Origin of the sequence: Duganella sp. Root198D2 (assembly GCF_001428585.1) — a bacterium.
Taxonomy (GTDB): domain Bacteria; phylum Pseudomonadota; class Gammaproteobacteria; order Burkholderiales; family Burkholderiaceae_D; genus Rugamonas.
This window is the reverse complement of the sequence record NZ_LMIC01000020.1, coordinates 20,865-37,765: the sequence shown is the minus strand read 5'-3', so window position 1 is coordinate 37,765 and position 16,901 is coordinate 20,865. Positions and strand designations below refer to the sequence as shown.

General features: G+C 61.9%; 20 protein-coding genes. 10 read left to right on the top strand and 10 right to left on the bottom strand.

Annotation, left to right across the window (positions count from 1 at the left end):
- Positions 1–73: 73 nt before the first annotated feature.
- The 5 genes from erpA to rplM form a co-directional block, all read right to left on the bottom strand.
- Positions 74–430: an iron-sulfur cluster insertion protein ErpA gene (erpA, locus tag ASE26_RS17405; RefSeq protein ID WP_028102302.1), complete on the bottom strand. Its 357-nt coding sequence runs from the start codon at positions 428–430 to the stop codon at positions 74–76.
- A 58-nt stretch (positions 431–488) separates the two neighbouring features.
- Complete coding sequence (locus ASE26_RS17400; protein ID WP_055928756.1) at positions 489–1,154, bottom strand: DUF6776 family protein; 666 nt, start codon at positions 1,152–1,154, stop codon at positions 489–491.
- A 12-nt stretch (positions 1,155–1,166) separates the two neighbouring features.
- A complete protein-coding gene (argC, locus tag ASE26_RS17395) occupies positions 1,167–2,204 on the bottom strand; it encodes an N-acetyl-gamma-glutamyl-phosphate reductase (protein WP_055928754.1) in 1,038 nt (345 codons plus the stop codon).
- A 102-nt stretch (positions 2,205–2,306) separates the two neighbouring features.
- The gene (gene rpsI, locus ASE26_RS17390; protein ID WP_028102305.1) at positions 2,307–2,699 is read right to left on the bottom strand and encodes a 30S ribosomal protein S9; all 393 of its coding nucleotides are present in this window, start codon (positions 2,697–2,699) and stop codon (positions 2,307–2,309) included.
- Between the two features lie 9 nt (positions 2,700–2,708).
- On the bottom strand, positions 2,709–3,137 hold the full coding sequence (rplM, locus tag ASE26_RS17385) for a 50S ribosomal protein L13 (protein WP_028102306.1): 429 nt from the start codon (positions 3,135–3,137) through the stop codon (positions 2,709–2,711).
- A 223-nt stretch (positions 3,138–3,360) separates the two neighbouring features.
- Between rplM and ASE26_RS17380 the strand changes: the two genes are divergently transcribed.
- The 4 genes from ASE26_RS17380 to ASE26_RS17365 are packed head-to-tail and all read left to right on the top strand — an operon-like array spanning position 3,361 to position 7,138.
- Positions 3,361–4,773 carry an alpha/beta fold hydrolase gene (locus tag ASE26_RS17380; RefSeq protein WP_055928751.1) on the top strand — a complete coding sequence of 471 codons (1,413 nt, stop codon included), beginning with the start codon at positions 3,361–3,363 and terminating at the stop codon, positions 4,771–4,773.
- On the top strand, positions 4,770–5,504 hold the full coding sequence (locus ASE26_RS17375) for an ATP-binding cassette domain-containing protein (RefSeq protein WP_055928748.1): 735 nt from the start codon (positions 4,770–4,772) through the stop codon (positions 5,502–5,504). The genes ASE26_RS17380 and ASE26_RS17375 overlap by 4 nt, the downstream gene beginning before the upstream one ends.
- Complete coding sequence (locus ASE26_RS17370) at positions 5,501–6,685, top strand: ABC transporter permease (protein ID WP_055928745.1); 1,185 nt, start codon at positions 5,501–5,503, stop codon at positions 6,683–6,685. The genes ASE26_RS17375 and ASE26_RS17370 overlap by 4 nt, the downstream gene beginning before the upstream one ends.
- Positions 6,686–6,715: 30 nt before the next feature.
- A complete protein-coding gene (locus ASE26_RS17365) occupies positions 6,716–7,138 on the top strand; it encodes an OsmC family protein (protein ID WP_055928742.1) in 423 nt (140 codons plus the stop codon).
- On the opposite strand, the gene ASE26_RS17360 is transcribed toward ASE26_RS17365, so the two are convergent.
- Both ASE26_RS17360 and ASE26_RS17355 read right to left on the bottom strand, forming a co-directional pair.
- Positions 7,125–7,685, bottom strand: coding sequence for a flavodoxin family protein (locus ASE26_RS17360; RefSeq protein WP_055928739.1), 561 nt, complete (start codon positions 7,683–7,685; stop codon positions 7,125–7,127). The genes ASE26_RS17365 and ASE26_RS17360 overlap by 14 nt on opposite strands.
- Entirely contained in the window at positions 7,682–8,155 is a 474-nt protein-coding gene (locus ASE26_RS17355; protein ID WP_055928736.1) for a DUF2938 domain-containing protein, read from the bottom strand. The genes ASE26_RS17360 and ASE26_RS17355 overlap by 4 nt, the downstream gene beginning before the upstream one ends.
- Before the next feature lie 66 nt (positions 8,156–8,221).
- On the opposite strand from ASE26_RS17355, the gene ASE26_RS17350 reads away from it, so the two are divergent.
- From ASE26_RS17350 to ASE26_RS17335, 4 genes are all read left to right on the top strand, one after another.
- The gene (locus tag ASE26_RS17350; RefSeq protein ID WP_055928734.1) at positions 8,222–8,629 is read left to right on the top strand and encodes a helix-turn-helix domain-containing protein; all 408 of its coding nucleotides are present in this window, start codon (positions 8,222–8,224) and stop codon (positions 8,627–8,629) included.
- Positions 8,630–8,706: 77 nt separating this feature from the next.
- Complete coding sequence (locus tag ASE26_RS17345) at positions 8,707–9,555, top strand: DUF2167 domain-containing protein (RefSeq protein ID WP_055928731.1); 849 nt, start codon at positions 8,707–8,709, stop codon at positions 9,553–9,555.
- Complete coding sequence (locus tag ASE26_RS17340; protein WP_055928728.1) at positions 9,552–10,292, top strand: hypothetical protein; 741 nt, start codon at positions 9,552–9,554, stop codon at positions 10,290–10,292. The genes ASE26_RS17345 and ASE26_RS17340 overlap by 4 nt, the downstream gene beginning before the upstream one ends.
- A gap of 92 nt (positions 10,293–10,384) precedes the next feature.
- Positions 10,385–10,612: a hypothetical protein gene (locus ASE26_RS17335; RefSeq protein WP_055928725.1), complete on the top strand. Its 228-nt coding sequence runs from the start codon at positions 10,385–10,387 to the stop codon at positions 10,610–10,612.
- Here ASE26_RS17335 and coq7 read toward each other — a convergent pair.
- The 3 genes from coq7 to ASE26_RS17320 are packed head-to-tail and all read right to left on the bottom strand — an operon-like array spanning position 10,609 to position 12,125.
- Complete coding sequence (coq7, locus tag ASE26_RS17330) at positions 10,609–11,247, bottom strand: 2-polyprenyl-3-methyl-6-methoxy-1,4-benzoquinone monooxygenase (RefSeq protein ID WP_055928722.1); 639 nt, start codon at positions 11,245–11,247, stop codon at positions 10,609–10,611. The two genes, ASE26_RS17335 and coq7, sit on opposite strands and share 4 nt — an antisense overlap.
- Positions 11,248–11,292: 45 nt before the next feature.
- A complete protein-coding gene (locus tag ASE26_RS17325) occupies positions 11,293–11,658 on the bottom strand; it encodes an SLOG family protein (protein ID WP_055928822.1) in 366 nt (121 codons plus the stop codon).
- A gap of 20 nt (positions 11,659–11,678) precedes the next feature.
- Positions 11,679–12,125 carry a hypothetical protein gene (locus ASE26_RS17320; protein WP_055928719.1) on the bottom strand — a complete coding sequence of 149 codons (447 nt, stop codon included), beginning with the start codon at positions 12,123–12,125 and terminating at the stop codon, positions 11,679–11,681.
- A gap of 225 nt (positions 12,126–12,350) precedes the next feature.
- On the opposite strand from ASE26_RS17320, the gene ASE26_RS17315 reads away from it, so the two are divergent.
- Positions 12,351–13,244 carry an ABC transporter ATP-binding protein gene (locus ASE26_RS17315; RefSeq protein WP_055928716.1) on the top strand — a complete coding sequence of 298 codons (894 nt, stop codon included), beginning with the start codon at positions 12,351–12,353 and terminating at the stop codon, positions 13,242–13,244.
- Between the two features lie 11 nt (positions 13,245–13,255).
- Positions 13,256–16,831 carry a M1 family aminopeptidase gene (locus tag ASE26_RS17310; protein WP_055928713.1) on the top strand — a complete coding sequence of 1,192 codons (3,576 nt, stop codon included), beginning with the start codon at positions 13,256–13,258 and terminating at the stop codon, positions 16,829–16,831.
- The last annotated feature ends 70 nt before the right edge of the window (positions 16,832–16,901 follow it).

Below are 16,901 nucleotides of genomic sequence, written 5' to 3'. Positions count from 1 at the left end.
TCATAGCAGAGGCCGTGTCACACTTGGGGTGTGACCCCACGGTGTGACACGGACTGAGCCGTGAATTGAATACTTAGACGGAGAAGGAGGAACCGCAGCCGCAGGTCGAAGTCGCGGATGGGTTCTTGATCACGAATTGCGCGCCTTCCAGGTCGTCCTTGTAGTCGATCTCGGCGCCTACCAGGTATTGGTAGCTCATCGAGTCGATCAACAGCTGGACGCCGTTTTTCACCATGGTGGTGTCGTCTTCGTTGACGATTTCGTCAAAGGTGAAACCGTATTGGAAGCCGGAGCAACCGCCACCCTGCACGAATACGCGCAGCTTCAGGTCTGGATTGCCTTCTTCTTCGATCAGTTGCGCTACTTTCTCGGCCGCGGCGTCGGTGAAAACGATCGGTGCCGGAATCACGTCTTCGGCTACTGCAGTCATGTGTTACTCCTACTTAAAATCAGTTGTCCCATTATAGTCCATGCCGGACCTGGCCGCTTTAGAGGCTGCGCACTGTCGTTGTCTCATCAGCAATAACTTTGCCCTTTTCCGACAGGCTGACCTTGACCGCAACAACTTTGATGCCTTCCGGCAGATCCAGCGTGCCGTCGATGCGCTGGTAACGATCCACTTTCAGGTCATAACGCTCGGCGCCCTCCTTCGGGTATTCGAGCACCGCTTTCTTGCCATCCTGGATTACTGCAACCGCCAGTTTGAGCCGGCCGGCGAAGGCGGATGGGCCCTTTTTCTTTGCACCATATTGGAGCAGAACCGTGTAATGCAAGAGCTTTGGCGCAGCCATGCGGGCTTGCATGCCGCGGATGACCAGGCCGGAGCCGGCCTTGGCTGGCGGCAGCGCCTCTTCCAGCAGGGCCAGGTCGGCATTCAACTTTGCCAATTCGGCATTGGGAGCGGCGGGCGCCGGAACCGAAGCTGCAGTAGCCTTCAGCTTCTCGGCCAGCGCATCGCGCTCAGCCGATACGCGCGCCAGTTCCAGCTCAGCCGCTGCGAGTTGCCTGGCAACCGTCGGCCCGGCTTCGCCTTTCGATACGCCAACCACGCGCTTGCCCAGGTCGACGCCCCACACCGCCAGCGCACCGCCGGCGACCAGGACCGCAGCCAGGCCCAGCACGCGCGCCAGCATTGGCACGCGAGCCTGCTCCATCCCGGCTTCCACTTATGGCATCAGGGCGATAGTTTGCAGGCCCAGGCCTTCATCCAGGCCGAACATCAGGTTCATGCACTGCACGGCCTGGCCGGATGCGCCTTTGACCAGGTTGTCCTGCACCACCAGCACGATCAGGGTGTCGCCATCGTTGGGGCGATGCAGCGCCAGACGCAGCATATTGGCGCCGCGCGTGCTGCGGGTCTCCGGGTGCGAGCCCCATGGCATCACGTCGACGAACGGCTGCCCGGCGTAGGCGTCTTCGAACAGCTTTTGCAGTTCTTCGTTCGACACTTCCCTGGTCAGGCGCGCGTACAGGGTCGAGTGCATGCCGCGGATCATCGGCACCAGGTGCGGGGTGAAGATCAGGTTGACCTTGTCGCTGGTGTAGCGCTGCAGCTGGGCTGCGGTTTCCGGGGTGTGGCGGTGGCCGCTCACGCCGTAGGCCTTGAAGTTGTCCGACGATTCGGAGAACAGGGTGCCGATCTCGGCCTTGCGGCCGGCGCCGGATACGCCGGATTTGCAGTCGGCGACCAGGTGGCCGGCGTCGATCAGGCCTGCCTTCAGCAGCGGCACGAAGCCCAGCTGCATGGTGGTCGGGTAGCAGCCCGGGTTGGCGATCAGCCTGGCTTTCTTGATGTCTTCGCGGTTCAGCTCCGGCAGGCCGTACACCGCTTGCTCCAGCAGCTCGGGCGCGGTGTGGTCGATCTTGTAGGTCTTTTCAAACACGGCGCGGTCCTTGATGCGGAAGTCCGCCGCCAGGTCGATCACTTTCACGCCTTTGGCCAGCAGCTCTGGCGCCTGCGCCATGGCGACGCCGTGCGGGGTGGCGAAGAACACCACGTCGCACTGGGTCAGGTCGACCTTGTCCGGCGAGGAGAAAGCGATGTTCACGCGGCCGCGCAGGGAGGGATACATCTCAGCCACCGGCAAGCCGTCCTCTTTGCGCGAAGTGATCGCGCTCAGTTCGACTTCAGGGTGTGCGGCTAACAGTCGCAGCAGTTCCACACCCGTGTAACCAGTGCCGCCGACGATGCCTACTTTGATCATGATCTCTTCCTTGCGAGGTAAAAATTAAACGAGGAGCCATTTTAAGGCAAAAATAAAAAAAGCCGCTGGAGACCAGCGGCTTTTTGTACGAGAGCGTAAAGATTAACGCTTCGAGAATTGCTTTGCGCGACGTGCTTTGCGCAGACCAACTTTTTTACGTTCAACTTCACGAGCATCGCGAGTGACGAAGCCGGCACGTGCCAGGTCGCCCTTCAGGCCTGCATCGTAGTCGATCAGTGCACGGGTAATGCCGTGACGCACTGCACCTGCCTGGCCGGACTCGCCGCCGCCGTGCACGTTGACTTTGATGTCGAAACGTTCAACGTTGCCGGTCAGTTCCAGCGGCTGACGGATCACCATCAGGCCGGTTTCACGGGAGAAGTACTCAGCTGCTGGCTTGCCGTTCACGATGATCTGGCCGGTGCCAGCTTTGATGAACACGCGAGCAACTGCACTCTTGCGACGGCCGGTGCCGTAGTTGTAGTTACCGATCATGTCAGTTCCTTAGAATTCGAGTGCTTTAGGTTGCTGGGCAGCGTGCGGGTGGGAACCCTCAGCGTACACTTTCAGCTTCTTGATCATGGCGTAGCCCAGAGGACCCTTAGGCAGCATGCCTTTAACTGCCTTTTCCAGGGCGCGGCCTGGGAAGCGCTGTTGCATCTTCAGGAAGTTGGTCTCGTAGATGCCGCCTGGGTAACCGGAGTGACGGTAGTAGGTCTTCTCGGTTGCTTTGGTACCGGTCACGCGCAGTTTGCCTGCGTTCACGACAACGATGAAGTCGCCGGTGTCAACGTGAGGGGTGAATTCTGGCTTATGCTTGCCGCGCAGTCGGCGTGCCACTTCGCTGGCAACACGGCCGAGGACTTTGTCCGTCGCGTCAATCACGAACCAATCGCGCTGGACTTCATGGCCCTTAGCGGAAAAAGTTTTCATGTTTGAACTTTCTGTGAAAGATAAAAAACGCTCTATCGGTGGTTCCGCCCCTGTGCTTCAGCGGACGCATCCTTCTTGTTTAATTTTCCCGAGCGAAAAGGAAAGCTGGCGATTATAGCCCGCCCCGCCCCGCTGGGTCAACCCCGCACTGTTCCTGCTTGCCGTTGCTAAGCAGATATTGCCGAGCTACTATGGAACCCCAGAATCACAAGAGGAGACAGTCATGCGATCGCTCATGCTGGCCTCGCTGTTGGCACTGGCGCCCGCCCTTGCCATGGCCCAGCCCGGCAAGGATTGCCATCTGCCCGGCACCGAAGAATCCCTGCGCTGCCTGCGGCTGGCGGTCCCGCTCGACCACCACGCCCCCGGCGCCACCCTCAGCCTGCACATCACCCTCGCCCCCGCCCTGCGCGAGTCGGCCCGGCGCGATCCGCTGTTCCTGCTGGCCGGCGGCCCGGGCGAGGCGGGTTCCGACCTGGTGCCGCTGCTGAATACCACTTTTCGCAAGGTGCGCGCCACGCGCGACATTGTGCTGATCGACCAGCGCGGCACCGGATTATCCGGCAAGCTCGATTGCAAACCAGGCAAAAATGCCGAAACAGCCACGGAAGACGAGCTGCTGGCTGAAACCCGCGCCTGCATCAAAGGCCTGAATAAGCGCTTCAACCTGTACACAACGGAGCAGGCGGCGCGCGATATAGAAGTCGTACGCGGCGCACTCGGTTATGGCCGCATCAACCTCTGGGGCGGTTCCTACGGCAGCCGCCTGGCCCAGGCCTACGCCCGCCTGTACCCCGGCAGCGTGCGCGCCCTGGTGCTGGATGGCGTGGCGGCGCCCGACCAGGTTGTGCCGGCCGGCGCGCACGATGCGCAGGCCGCGCTCGATGCCTTATTCAAACAATGTTCCGAGGATACCGTCTGCGCGGCTGCTTTCCCCAGCCTGCGCTCGGAGTTCGAAACGCTGGCGGCGCGGCTGGCCAGGTCGCCGCAATCCTTGACCCTGCCCGACCCGCGCACGGCGGAAACCACCAAGGTCGAAATGACCAGCATGCGCTTCATCGGTACCGTGCACAACATCCTGTATTCGCAGGCTGACAGCCGGCGCCTGCCCTTCCTGATCCACAGCGCCTACCGCGACCGCTGGCAGCCCTTCATCGCGCGCAGCAATGTATCGCGCGACTTTTCCTCCGAGGGCGGTCCGGCAATGCCGTTGCACCTGGCCGTGGTCTGCGCCGAAGACTTCCCGCGCCTGACGCCGCAATTGCTGGAAGAAGACACCAGGGGTTCCTTCCTCGGCGCGCCGCAGATCATGCGCATCGGGAAGATGTGCGAAACCATATCGGTACCTGCCGTGCCTTACCAGGATCCGGCCATGATCGAGGCGCCGGTGCTGCTGATGTCCGGCGCCCTCGACCCGGTCACACCGCCGCGGCGCGCCGAAGCGGCGCGCAAATACATGAAGAATGCCCAGCACCTGATCGTGAAGAACGGCGGCCATATCGTGTCGCCGCTTGGATGCATGCCGCGCCTGCTGCGCGGCTTCCTCGACCAGCCGGCCGCCCCGTTGAAGGCGGAATGCCTCAACGAGATCCCGGCTCCGACGTTCCAGCTCAATAGCGCAGGGCCACAGCCATGATCGAAGTCAATAATCTCTGCAAGCGTTTCGGCAAGGTGCAGGCCCTGGCCGGTGCCAGTTTCACCGCGCGCGACGGCATCATCACCGCCCTGCTCGGCCCGAACGGCGCAGGTAAGACGACCTTGCTGCGCACCCTGGTCGGGCTGCTGCAGCGAGACCACGGCACCATTTCCATCGACGGTGTCGATCCCGCCATCGACCCAATGGCGGTGCGCCGCAACGTCGGCGTGCTGACCGACCAGTTCGGCCTGTACGAGCGCCTGACGACGCGCGAGTACCTGCACTACTTCGGCGAGTTGAACGACATGGAAGACGCGGCAATCGATCAGCGCACCAGGGAAGTCACCGAGCTGCTGTCGCTGGAAGACATCATCGACCGCCGCGCCAAAGGCTTCTCGCAAGGCCAGCGCATCAAGGTCGCACTGGCGCGCACCCTGCTGCATCGGCCGCGCCACCTGCTGCTCGACGAACCGAGCCGCGGCCTCGACGTGATGAGTACGCGCGCCCTGCGCCGCGCCCTGGCTGCATTGAAGGAAGACGGCTGCTGCGTCATCATGGCAACCCACGTGATGCAGGAGGTGATCCATTCCTGCGACGACGTGATCGTGATCGCCAACGGCACCACGGTCACGCAAGGCACACCGCAGCAGCTTTGCGAGCAGGCTGGGCTGCCAAGCCTGGAAGACGCTTTCGTGCGCCTGGTGGGCACTGAGGAAGGGATCGAACTGTGAAACTCAAATTTCCCATCGTGCTGCGCAAGGAACTGGTGGAAACCTTGCGCGACCGCCGCGCCCTCAGCCTGCTGCTGCTGTTCGTGCTGATGTACCCGATCCTGGTCGGCTTCATGCTGCAGCGGCAGATTGACCGCGCCACCAAGCCGGAACGCGAAGGCGTGGAGATCGCGGTGATCGGCAGCGAGCAGGCGCCGACGCTGATGAACCAGCTGCGCCAGCGCAATGTGAACATCACCGAACTGGAGCCGATGGACGAGGAGGCAATCAATGCCCTGCTGCGGAAACAGACTGTGACGGCCGTGCTGCGCCTGGCGCCGGAGTTCGCGGAGGATTATCACGCCATGCGTCCGGCACGTGTCGAGCTGTGGTTCGACTCCGCCTCCGACAGCTCGCGCAAGATAGACGAAGTGGAATACGTGCTGCGCGACTACAGCCGCAATATCGCCAGTGCGCGCCTGCTGGCGCATGGCGTGTCGCCGGTCAACCTGAATCCGGTGCTGATGCAGCGCTACGATGCCGGCACCAGCGCCTCCCGTTCGGCCAACACCATCAGCACCATGCTGGGCATCTTCTTCATCCCGGCCTTCATGTTCTGCATGAGTACCGCGGTCGACAGCACCGCCGGTGAGCGCGAACGGCGCTCGCTGGAAGTGCTGATGGCGCAGCCGGTGCGCCCGTCCGACCTGATCATCGGCAAATGGCTGGCGGCTTCGCTGCTGTCGATTGTCGGCATCACGCTGGAACTGGCGATTGCGCACGGCATCCTGAAATGGCTGCCGCTGGAGGAGATCGGCCTGTCCTGGCGCCTGGGCTGGCGCGACCTGGCCATGGTGTGCCTGGCCTCCGCCACCTTGTCGCTATTCGCGGCGGCGCTTGAAATTGCACTGGCCATCAACGCCCGCTCCTTCAAGGAAGCGCAGACCCTGGTCAGCTTCACCATGATCGTGCCGCTGGTGCCGGTGATCCTGGTGCCGATGATGAACCTGACCAATAGCTGGTGGATGTATATGGTGCCAGTCCTGTCCAACCAGACCTTGCTGCGCGAACTGGCCAAGGGCGGCAGCATCGGCATGCTGCCCTTCCTGCAAACCTTCTTCAGCAGCCTGCTGCTGGCCATGCTGTGCGTCTGGTATACCGAGCGGCGCATGAAGAGCGAAAAATACATGATGACCGTATAATGCCCCGGACGCATTTAACGGAGAGTTCAGATGGAAGTTAAAGTTAGCTGGAACGGCCCGTCGGGTATGAGTTTCCGCGCCCAGACCGGTTCTGGCCACATGGTTGCCATGGACGGCGCGCCGGAAGGCGGCGGCCATAACCTGGCACCGCGCCCGATGGAGATGGTCTTGCTGGGCACCGGCGGCTGCACCGCTTATGACGTGGTGCTGATCCTGAAAAAAGGCCGCGCCGACGTGCGCGCTTGCGAAGTGGTGCTGCAGGCCGAGCGCGCGGAGACCGAGCCGAAGGTCTTCACCAAAATTAACTTCCACTTCGTCGTCACCGGCAAGGACCTGAAACCGGAAGTGGTTGACCGCGCCATCACCCTGTCGCACGACAAGTACTGCTCCGCCAGCATCATGCTGGCCAAGACGGCGCAGATCACCCACACCTTCGAGATTATCGAAGCCTGATCAAGGTTTCGGCAAAGCCCTGCCCGAACATGCGGGCGGTCTTGATGTCGCCGGCGGCGAATTCGTGCGCCGCCGTTCCATGCCCGGCCTGCGCCATCATGCCGGACCAGGAGCCGAGGCGATTGGCCGCTTCATCGTAAGGCACGCCTGCGTGCTGTTCCGGCAGGATCGGATTGCCGGACCAGATCATCCCATGCTGCATGCAGAAGGTGAACATCGACACCAGCGTCGATTGCTTGTCGCCGGCCGGCAGCGACGACACCGTGAAACCTCCCGCCAGCTTGCCCTTCAGCTGCTGCGTGCGCCACAGCTTGCCGGTAGCGTCCATGAAGGTCTTGAACACGCCCGACACGCCGCCCAGGTAGGTGGGTGAGCCCAGCAGCATGCCTTCGTACTGCAGGAGCGCATCCGGCGCCCCTGCCAGCTCCGAAGCTTTCAGCACATGCACTTCCACTCCCGCCACACTGGCCGCGCCTTGTGCGACCTGCGAGGCGATGTGTTCCGTGTGGCCGCTGGCGCTGTGGTAAATGACTGCGAGTTTCTTCATTGCGGAATTCCTTTAATGAGTAGGGCGGAAAGGTAAAGGCCAAGGCCGAATACCGTGTGGTTGGCCAGGCTGCGCAGGCAGTTCTTCATCGGCGCCGGCGTTTTGCTGGAGGCCACGCCAAGGCCCATTGACGGCTGCATCACGAACAACGGTGCGCCGACGGTTGCGATGCCGACCGCCAGCGCCGGCCCGATGCTCGGCGCATGCAGCCAGTCCTGGCCGGCCACCGCCACCAGCGCCCCGGCAAACGCCACGCCAGTTGCGTAGTGCACCAGCCAGCCCAGGGCCTGCTCGCCGCTGACTGCCGGCGAGGCTGCAATCGCGTCATGCGCAAAACGGCCTTGTGCCAGGTGCCCGGCCCAGCGGCCGATAAAGGCCATATTCATGGTCTTGACGCCCATGCGCTTGAGCAGCAGCAGCCATAAGTCGAACACGATGGTGGCGCCAACGCCGATGATGATGATTTCCATTGCAATCTCCCTGGTTGATGTGCACACTGTAGAAGTTGAAGTCGACTTCAAGTCAAGGGATTTTTGATGGATATTGCCGAAGTCGCGCAGCGCTCGGGCATGGCCGCCTCCACGCTGCGCTATTACGAGAAAAAGGGCCTGATCAAGCCCTCCGGCCGCAATGGCCTGCGGCGCGCCTATGCACCCGGCGTGCTCGATACGCTGGCCATCATTTCGCTCGGCCAGTCCGCCGGGCTGTCGCTGGACGAAATCGGTTCCATGTTCACGCCCGACGGCGGCACCTCCATCGACCGCGCCTTCCTGCTGGCCAAGGCGGAACAAATCGAGGCGCTGGCCAAGCGCCTCAAGGCCATGAGCGAAGGCCTGCGCCACGCAGCCGCCTGCCCTGCGCCCAGCCACGCCGAATGCCCGAAATTCCAGCGACTGTTGAAGGCCGCCGCTTCCGGCGCCATTGAACGCAGCTTGCGGGTGTGAGAAAGTGCGCATTTTGAAAGGGGCCCGCCCTGCTATCCTCTTGGGTTTATCCAAAAAAACTCAACGGGGAAATAACAATGAAGATTCGTAACTGGGTGATTGCGCTTGCACTGGTGCCGGTATTTGCCATGGCCGACATGACTGCCGAACAGCGCAAGGCAGAATTCGACAAGCTGGATTGGCATACCGGCCCGCGCGCCGAGTCCATCGCCGCCAAGGCCACGCTGAAGACGCCGAGCGACAAGGTCCAGTTCCTGGACGACAAGAATTCGCGTCGCTTCCTGGAATTGACCGGCAACCTGCCGGAAGACGGCAACTACACCATCCTCGACACCGAAGGCGGCTGGTGGGCCACTTTCACCTTCGACCAAAGCGGCTACGTGAAGGAAGGCGACAAGATCGATGCCGACGCGCTGCTGAAAACCCTGAAGGAAAGCGACGAACCGGCCAACGAAGAGCGCAAGCGCCTCGGCCTGGGTGCCCTGCACACCGAAGGCTGGTACGTTGCGCCGCACTACGACGAAAAGACCAAGCAGCTGGAATGGGGCCTGAAGCTGCGCTCCGATAACGGCATCTCGCTGAACTACACCATTCGCCTGCTGGGTCGCAGCGGCGTGATGAGCGCGACCCTGGTGTCGTCGCCGGAAACGCTGGACGCCGACGTGGCAAACTTCCGCAAAGTGCTGACCGGCTTCAATTACAACGACGGCGAGAAGTACTCTGAATTCAAGCCGGGCGACCACGTAGCCGAATTCGGCCTGGCCGCCCTGGTGACCGGCGGTGCCGCTGTCATCGCGACCAAGAAAGGCTTCTGGGCTGCCGCAGCCCTCTTCCTGGCCAAGATGTGGAAGCTGGTTGCAGTCGGCGGCGTTGCAGCCATCGCCGGCCTGAAGTCGATGTTCAAGAAGAAAGAAAGCAGCAATTGATCTCCTTCCACGCCGAAATCCTGCTGGTAGCGGCCATGGTTGGCCTCTACCTGTACGACTCGGCGCGGCTGCTGCATTCGAATGAAGGCGTGCTGGCGGCTACCCTGGGTGGCCGCTGGTCGCTGCATTTCGGCGCCGAGCATTACACCTTGCGCGGCAAGGAACCGTTCGTGCCCAATCCCCTGCTGCCGCACCGCCCTGTGTTTCCCTTGCGCTGGAAGCAGCAGGTGCTTGCCGCCGCTGCGGCCACGCAGCGCTGGACGCCGCCACCGTTTTGCCCCTACAAGGTACTGGCACCGTTTATCTGGCTGATGGCGCTGGCCCTGTTCGGCCTGATTCCTGCCGGCCTGTTTTCGCGTTACGGCAATCTCGCTGTTGCCGCCGGCATCCTGCTGTTCTACGCGGCCGCGCTGTTCGCGCTGGCCTACATATGGTTCAAACGCGCCGCGCTGAAGCTGACCGGCCGCCAGGTCGGCGCGCTCGCGTTCGAATCCCTGACCTGCCCACCGTTCGCCCTCAACCTGGTGCGCCACATCAGCTGGCGCGCCGCCCCATCGGAAGAACTGATCACCGCCAGCCGCCGCCTGCTGCGCAAGGACGACTGGGCCGCCACCCTGCCCACGGTAATCAAGCGCGTCGACAACGCCATCGCATGGGAAAACGAAGGCACGCCGCGCGCGCTGGCATTGGCCGACTACCAGGCCTCACTCAACAGCGAATTGGCATCCAATACCTGAGGCGGAACTTTCCGCACTGCGTCCTGTCCAAGCTCAAGGCCTCCCGCCGCAAACTGCGGCAGAGTCTAATCACTGTCGAGCGGGAGGGAGTGATGAACTACGAACCGAGGGTCGTCAAGCTAGAGGTGACTGTGGATACTTTAAAGGAAGAGCTCACTCTTCTGCGAGGCAAAGTCGACGAGCGATTCAATGAAATGCACGCAGAACAACTACAGCTACGTAGAGACTTCGAAAAACTGATCTATTGGGTTGCGGGCCTGACGCTCACGAACCTGGCGGCAATCATCGGGTGGATTCTGAAGGCTGCCGGGGTCTTTTAGACGTAGTAGGTGGTCGAAGTCATGACCTTCGACATGGCCTTCATCGCCAGCCGAATCGGCAGCGGAGTCTTTTCCGCACCCATGTCTTCAGCGGCCTTGCCGTGTGCGATTTCATCGACGCGCATTTGCTCGACAATGGCGCGGGACTTGGCGTCCTGCGGCGGCAAGCGGTCCAGGTGGCTCGCCAGGTGCGCTTCAACCTGGCGTTCGGTCTCCACCACGAAACCCAGGCTTTGCTTGTCGCCCGCCAGCGCGGCGGCCGTGCCCAGCGCGTAAGCACCGGCATAGAACAAAGGATTCAGGAAGCTCGGTTGCGAGCCCAGTTCCGACAAGCGCTGCGCACACCACGCCAGGTGGTCTTCTTCCTCGCGGCTGGCCTTGTCGAACGCCGCACGCGCCTCGTCGCTCCTGGCGAAACGCGACTGAGAGTTGTACAGCGCCTGCGCCATCACCTCGCCCACATGATTCACCCGCATCAGGCCCGCGCTGTGGCGGTGCTCCTGCTCCGTCATCTCCGCATCTGCCGCATGCACTGCCGGATTCGGGCGCGACGCCGAGTGCACGCCAGCCAGCACCCGCAAAGCCTTGTCGGCGCCAGTGATAAAACGGTCGAGTGGGTTATGGTAGCGGTTCATGGCGATCTATCCAGCTTATTCGGAAAGCCACATTATAGGACGTCCTCAACTGCGGCACACGCGCACTTCGATTCCGGCGCTCTGCGCCAGCTCGACCGCGTGGCGGGTGCCGCGCGCGCAGCCTGGCGTATCGAAGTCCGCGTGAAAAGCCAGGACAAGGTCGACTCCCGTCTCCAGCATCCGGACATTCAGGCCTTTCCAGCCCTCGCCTGGAAAGGCCCTGTAATCGGCCCTGTTCTTTTTCATCGGAACGACCTCAAAGCCCAACTCGCGGGCTACCGAAATGGCCAGTGCGTCGATACCTGGCGTATCGCCGGTGACCACCGTGCCGGCCCGGCCCAGCTTACTCAGTTCGCGCCTGATCGCTTCGTCGTCATGCCACGTCGTCGCCCCCGTGATCAAAATGCGCATGGGGTTTACCGGCCCGCCCATTACGAGCCCTCGCGAAGAATACGTTGTTTTTCCAGCCAGTCTGCCACCGGGCCGCGTGCGTCGATCTTCGAGATGTCTTTTGCCACGCCCAGGTTCAGGCCAAGCAGGAACGGGATCGAATCGACCGGCACCTCCGGCAGGTAATCGGCCATTGCGCGCATGAAGCGCGGCGACTCCAGCACTTCCACCACCTTCGCGCCGCTCATGAACTGCAGGATGCTGGTCATGCTATGCCCTCCGCCAAGCGAGCGGTAGACGAAGCGGTTGAAGGCCTTGTCCAGCGCCTTGAAATCCAGCTGCTCCTTGGTCATCAGGCTGGCCAGGTAATACAAGCCGATCGCGGTGCGGAAAAATCCCGTGGACTCGCTGGCCGTCAGCCCGCAACGGGTCACGGCCAGGATCTTTTCCTGTATGGCTGCGTCAAGTTTTGAATGGTGTACTTGCATGTCAAGGAACTATATAGCACTTTTGTCCAGATTTGTTCCTTGCGCGGGGGTATCAACCTTGTTACCCTTGAAACTTTAGTGCTAAACCAACGCCGGAAGCGCACTTTCCGTTCCCCGGAAAGTGCATCCTGGGGCGCTGAATGTGCGGGCTATCGCATACGGGCAACCGATATGTCGCGCATTCAATACAATGCCATCATGTGAAAAGGGGTTAGCGGAGCCACCATGCAATTGCGCATCAAGAATTTATCAAAGACCTATGCCAATGGGGTCGTCGCGCTCGACAATGTGACGCTGACCATCCCCTCCGGCATGTTCGGCTTGCTGGGCCCGAACGGCGCCGGCAAATCGACCCTGATGCGTACCCTGGCCACCCTGCAGGAATGCGATTCCGGCTCGGTGTTTTTTGGCGACCTCGATGTGCTGGATGAAAAGGACGAAATCCGCCGCCTGCTCGGCTACCTGCCGCAGGACTTTGGCGTCTACCCCAAGGTCACCGCCTATGAAATGCTGGATCACTTCGCGATCCTGAAAGGCCTGTCGAACCGTACCCGCCGCCGCGAAGTGGTCGATGGCCTGCTGCAGCAAACCAACCTGTTCGAAGTGCGCAACCAGCGCCTGGGCGGCTTCTCGGGCGGCATGCGCCAGCGCTTCGGCATCGCGCAAGCCCTGTTGGGCGACCCGAAACTGATCATCGTCGACGAGCCGACCGCCGGCCTGGACCCGCAGGAACGCGTGCGCTTCCACAACCTGCTGTCCGATATCGGCGAAGAGCGCACCGTGATCCTGTCGACCCACATCGTGTCCGACGTGGCCGACCTGTGCGCAAACATGGCAATTATCAACAAGGGCAAGCTGATGGTGGCCGGCGCCACCCAGCAGCTGATCGATGATGTCAGCTGCAAGATCTGGGCGCGCTTTATCGACAAGAAGGAGCTGGCCTATTTCCAGCAGCGCCATTCCGTGATCTCAACCCGCCTGATGTCCGGCCGCACCCTGATCCACGTCTACAACGACGACGATCCGGGCGACGGCTTCGAGGAAGCTCTGGGCGACCTGGAAGACCTGTACTTCGCGACCATCCTCGGCCGCCACGACGTCAGCAAAGCCTGCGACTGACCGGGGCCGCCATGTTCGCCATCGCCCTCTTTGAAGCGAAGCAGCGCCTGAAGCTGTTCTCGACCTGGGTCTACTTCGGCATGTTCCTGCTGCTGGCCGTCCTGTGGATGGCCGCTGCCGGCGGCGTGTTCAAGGAAGCCATCGTCAGCTTTGGCGGCCGCGTGTTCATCAACGCGCCGCGCTCGATCATGCTGACCTCCTCCTTCCTGGGCTGCATGGGCGTGATCATCGTCGCCGCCATGATGGGGCGCTCGGTGCAGCAGGACTTCGAGTACGAGACGCACCACTTCTTCTTCTCCGCCCCGATCCGCAAATTCCAGTACATGCTGGGCCGCTTCCTTGGTGCCTGGTTGGTGCTGTGCGTGGTGTTTGCCTCGATTCCGCTGGGCGTCTGGCTCGGTACGCAGGTGCCGGGCATCGATCCCGAGCGCCTCGGCCCGTTCAACCTGCTGCATTACCTGCTGCCCTACGCGCTGTCGCTGCTGCCCAACCTGTTCATCTTCGGCGCCATCTTCTTCGTGCTGGCGGCACTGACACGCCGCATGCTGCCGGTCTACGTGTCCAGCGTGGTCATGCTGGTCGGCTACATCGTGGCGCCGGGCCTGGCGCGCGACCTGGACTACAAGACGCTGGCCGCGCTGATCGACCCGTTCGGCACCACCGCCGTGATCCGCCTTACCGAGTACTGGCCGATCGCCGAACGCAATGTGCGCCTGGTCCTGCCGGAAGGCGTGTTCCTGCTGAACCGCGCAATCTGGTCTTCATTCGCCCTGGTGGCACTGCTGCTTGGCTACTGGCGCTTCCACTTCGTCAGCACCGTGGACAGCGGCGCCGCAGCGCGAACCGACAGCGACCTGCCGGCCAACCTGACCCAGGCCGCCGCCTCGACCAGCGAGAAGCCGGATTTCAAGGCGCGCAGCCTTGGCTTGCTGCTGCTGCGCTTCAGCTACCTGAACCTGCGCGAAACAACCAAGAACATTTACTTCTTCGTCATCGTGCTGGCCGGCGTGCTGACCATGTACGCCGGTTCGCTGGACATGGGTTCGATGTACGGCACCGGCACCTACCCGGTCACCTACCTGGTGCTGGAGATGGTGACCAACACCTTCTCGCTGTTCATGCTGGTGGTGACCACCTTCTACGCCGGCGAGATGGTGTGGCGCGAACGCGAACACCGCATGTCGCAGATGCTTGACGCGATGCCGGTGCCAAGCTGGCTGCCTATCCTGTCCAAGCTGTTTGGCCTGATCGGTGTGCAGGCGCTGCTGCTGTTCATCGTCATGCTGGTCGGCATGTCGATCCAGCTGTTCCGGGGCTATTTCAACCTGCAGCCCGGCCTGTACTTCGAATGGCTGTTCACCGTGCAGCTCCCTGCCTGCGCCCTGATCGCCGTGCTGGCGATTACCACCCAGGTACTGGTGAACCACAAATACGTGGCTTACTTCGTCATGATCGTCTACTACGTGGCGACCATTGCCTTCGCCACCCTGGGCCTGGACCATCCACTGCTGATGTACGGCGTAACCCCGGCCCTGCCCTACTCCGACATGAACGGCTTCGGCCACTTCATGGCACGCGAACGCTGGTTCGAGCTGTACTGGGCCGGCGCCGCCGTCATGCTGATGGTGCTGACCGTGGTGTTCTGGCCGCGCGGTACCAACGAAGAATGGCGCCAGCGCGCCAGCCTGGCGCGCCACGGCTTGACGCTGCCGGTGCTGGGTGCCTTCGGCTTTGGTCTGGCGCTGTTCCTTGGTGCTGGCGGTGTGCTGACCTACAACCTGTGCGTCAGCAACTTCAAGACCCAGTTTGGGCGCGACTCGCTGCGCGCCGACTATGAACGCAAATACAAGCAGGTGCTGGAAGCGGCGCAGCCGCGCATTACCGACGTGCGCCTCGGCCTGGACATGTATCCCGAACAGCGCACGCTGAAAGTCAAAGGCTGGTACCAGCTCGAGAACAAGACCCAGCTGCCTATCAACACTATCTACGTGCAGCAGGACACCGACGCCGACCTGCAACCCTTGCAGTTCGGCCGCAAGGCTTTCCGCGTGCTGAACGACACGGAGCTGGGCTTCTACAGCTATCGCCTGGAAAAGCCGCTGCAGCCAGGCGAGAAGATCACGCTGGATTTCGACTTGAGCTACGAACCGAAGGGCATCTTCAACCTCGGCAAGACCACGCCGGTGATGAACAACGGCACCTTCTTCAACAACACGGTGCTGCCGCATATCGGCTACCAGCGCCATGCCGAACTGACCGACCCGCGCGATCGCAAGAAGCACGGCTTGCCGGCGCAGGAACGCAAGCTGCCGCGCGACGACCCGAAAGGCCTGGCCACCAATTACATCGGCGCGGACGCCGATTGGGTCGGCTTCGAGGCGACACTGGGTACTTCCGGCGACCAGACCGCCGTGGCGCCGGGCTCCCTGGTGAAGGAATGGCGCAAGAACGGCCGCCGCTACTTCCACTACAAGATGGAGCAGCCGATCCTGAACTTCTATGCCTTCCAGTCGGCGCGTTACGCGGTCAAGCACGACTGGTGGCAGGACGTTGGCATCGAGATCTACTACCAGCCGGGCCACGAATACAACCTGGACCGGATGGTCAAAGGCGTCAAGGATTCGCTCGACTACTACACGCGCAATTTCAGCCCTTACCAGCACAAGATCGTGCGCATCGTGGAATTCCCGCGCTACGAGCGCTACGCGCAATCGTTCCCCAACACTATCCCGTATTCGGAGGCGGTCGGCTTTATCGCCCGGGTGGACGACAAGAACCCCAAAGACATCGACTACCCGACCTACGTCACAGCACACGAAGTAGCGCACCAGTGGTGGGCGCACCAGCTCATAGGCGGCAACACGCGCGGCGCCACGGTGTTGAGCGAAACCCTGGCCGAATACTCCGCACTGATGGTGATGAAGAAGAGCTTCGGTCCGCAGCGCATGCGCCGCTTCCTGCGCTATGACCTGAACAAATACCTGTTCGGCCGCGCCACGGAAAACAAGAAGGAGCTGCCGCTGGCTGATAACGAAGACCAGGACTACATCCATTACCACAAGGGCAGCCTGGCGATGTACCTGCTGGCCGACATCGTGGGCGAGGCCAAGGTCAACGAATTGCTGGCGGAACTGCTGCGCAAATACTCCTACCATGGCGATCCGTATCCGAGCGTGTCGGTGCTGGTGGACGGTTTGCGCCGCATCGTTCCGCCGGAGCAGGCCTACCTGGTGGATGACCTGTTCAATTCCATCGTGCTGTTCGATAACCGCCTGGTTGCCGCCACCGCCGAGAAACGCGCCGACGGCAAGTACGACGTGACGCTGACCGTGCACGCCGCCAAGCTACGCTCCGATGAACTGGGTTCGGAAAAGGAAATCCCGCTGCATGACCTGATCGAGATCGGCATCGACGACAAGGATGGCAATGCCCTGCTGCGTGAACGCAAGCTGGTCGACCGCAATGAGTCGAGCTTCAAAGTGATCGTCAACGGCCGCCCGGCCAAGGCAGGCATAGATCCGGACAATAAATTGATCGACCGCAAGCCGGACGACAACCTGGGGAATGTCGAGATCACCTCGCGCTAAAGGTTAGGCAACGCACTTTGTATCCCGCCCATGCTTGTTAAGCTTTCACCCAACCGAAAGCGAGGCGAAC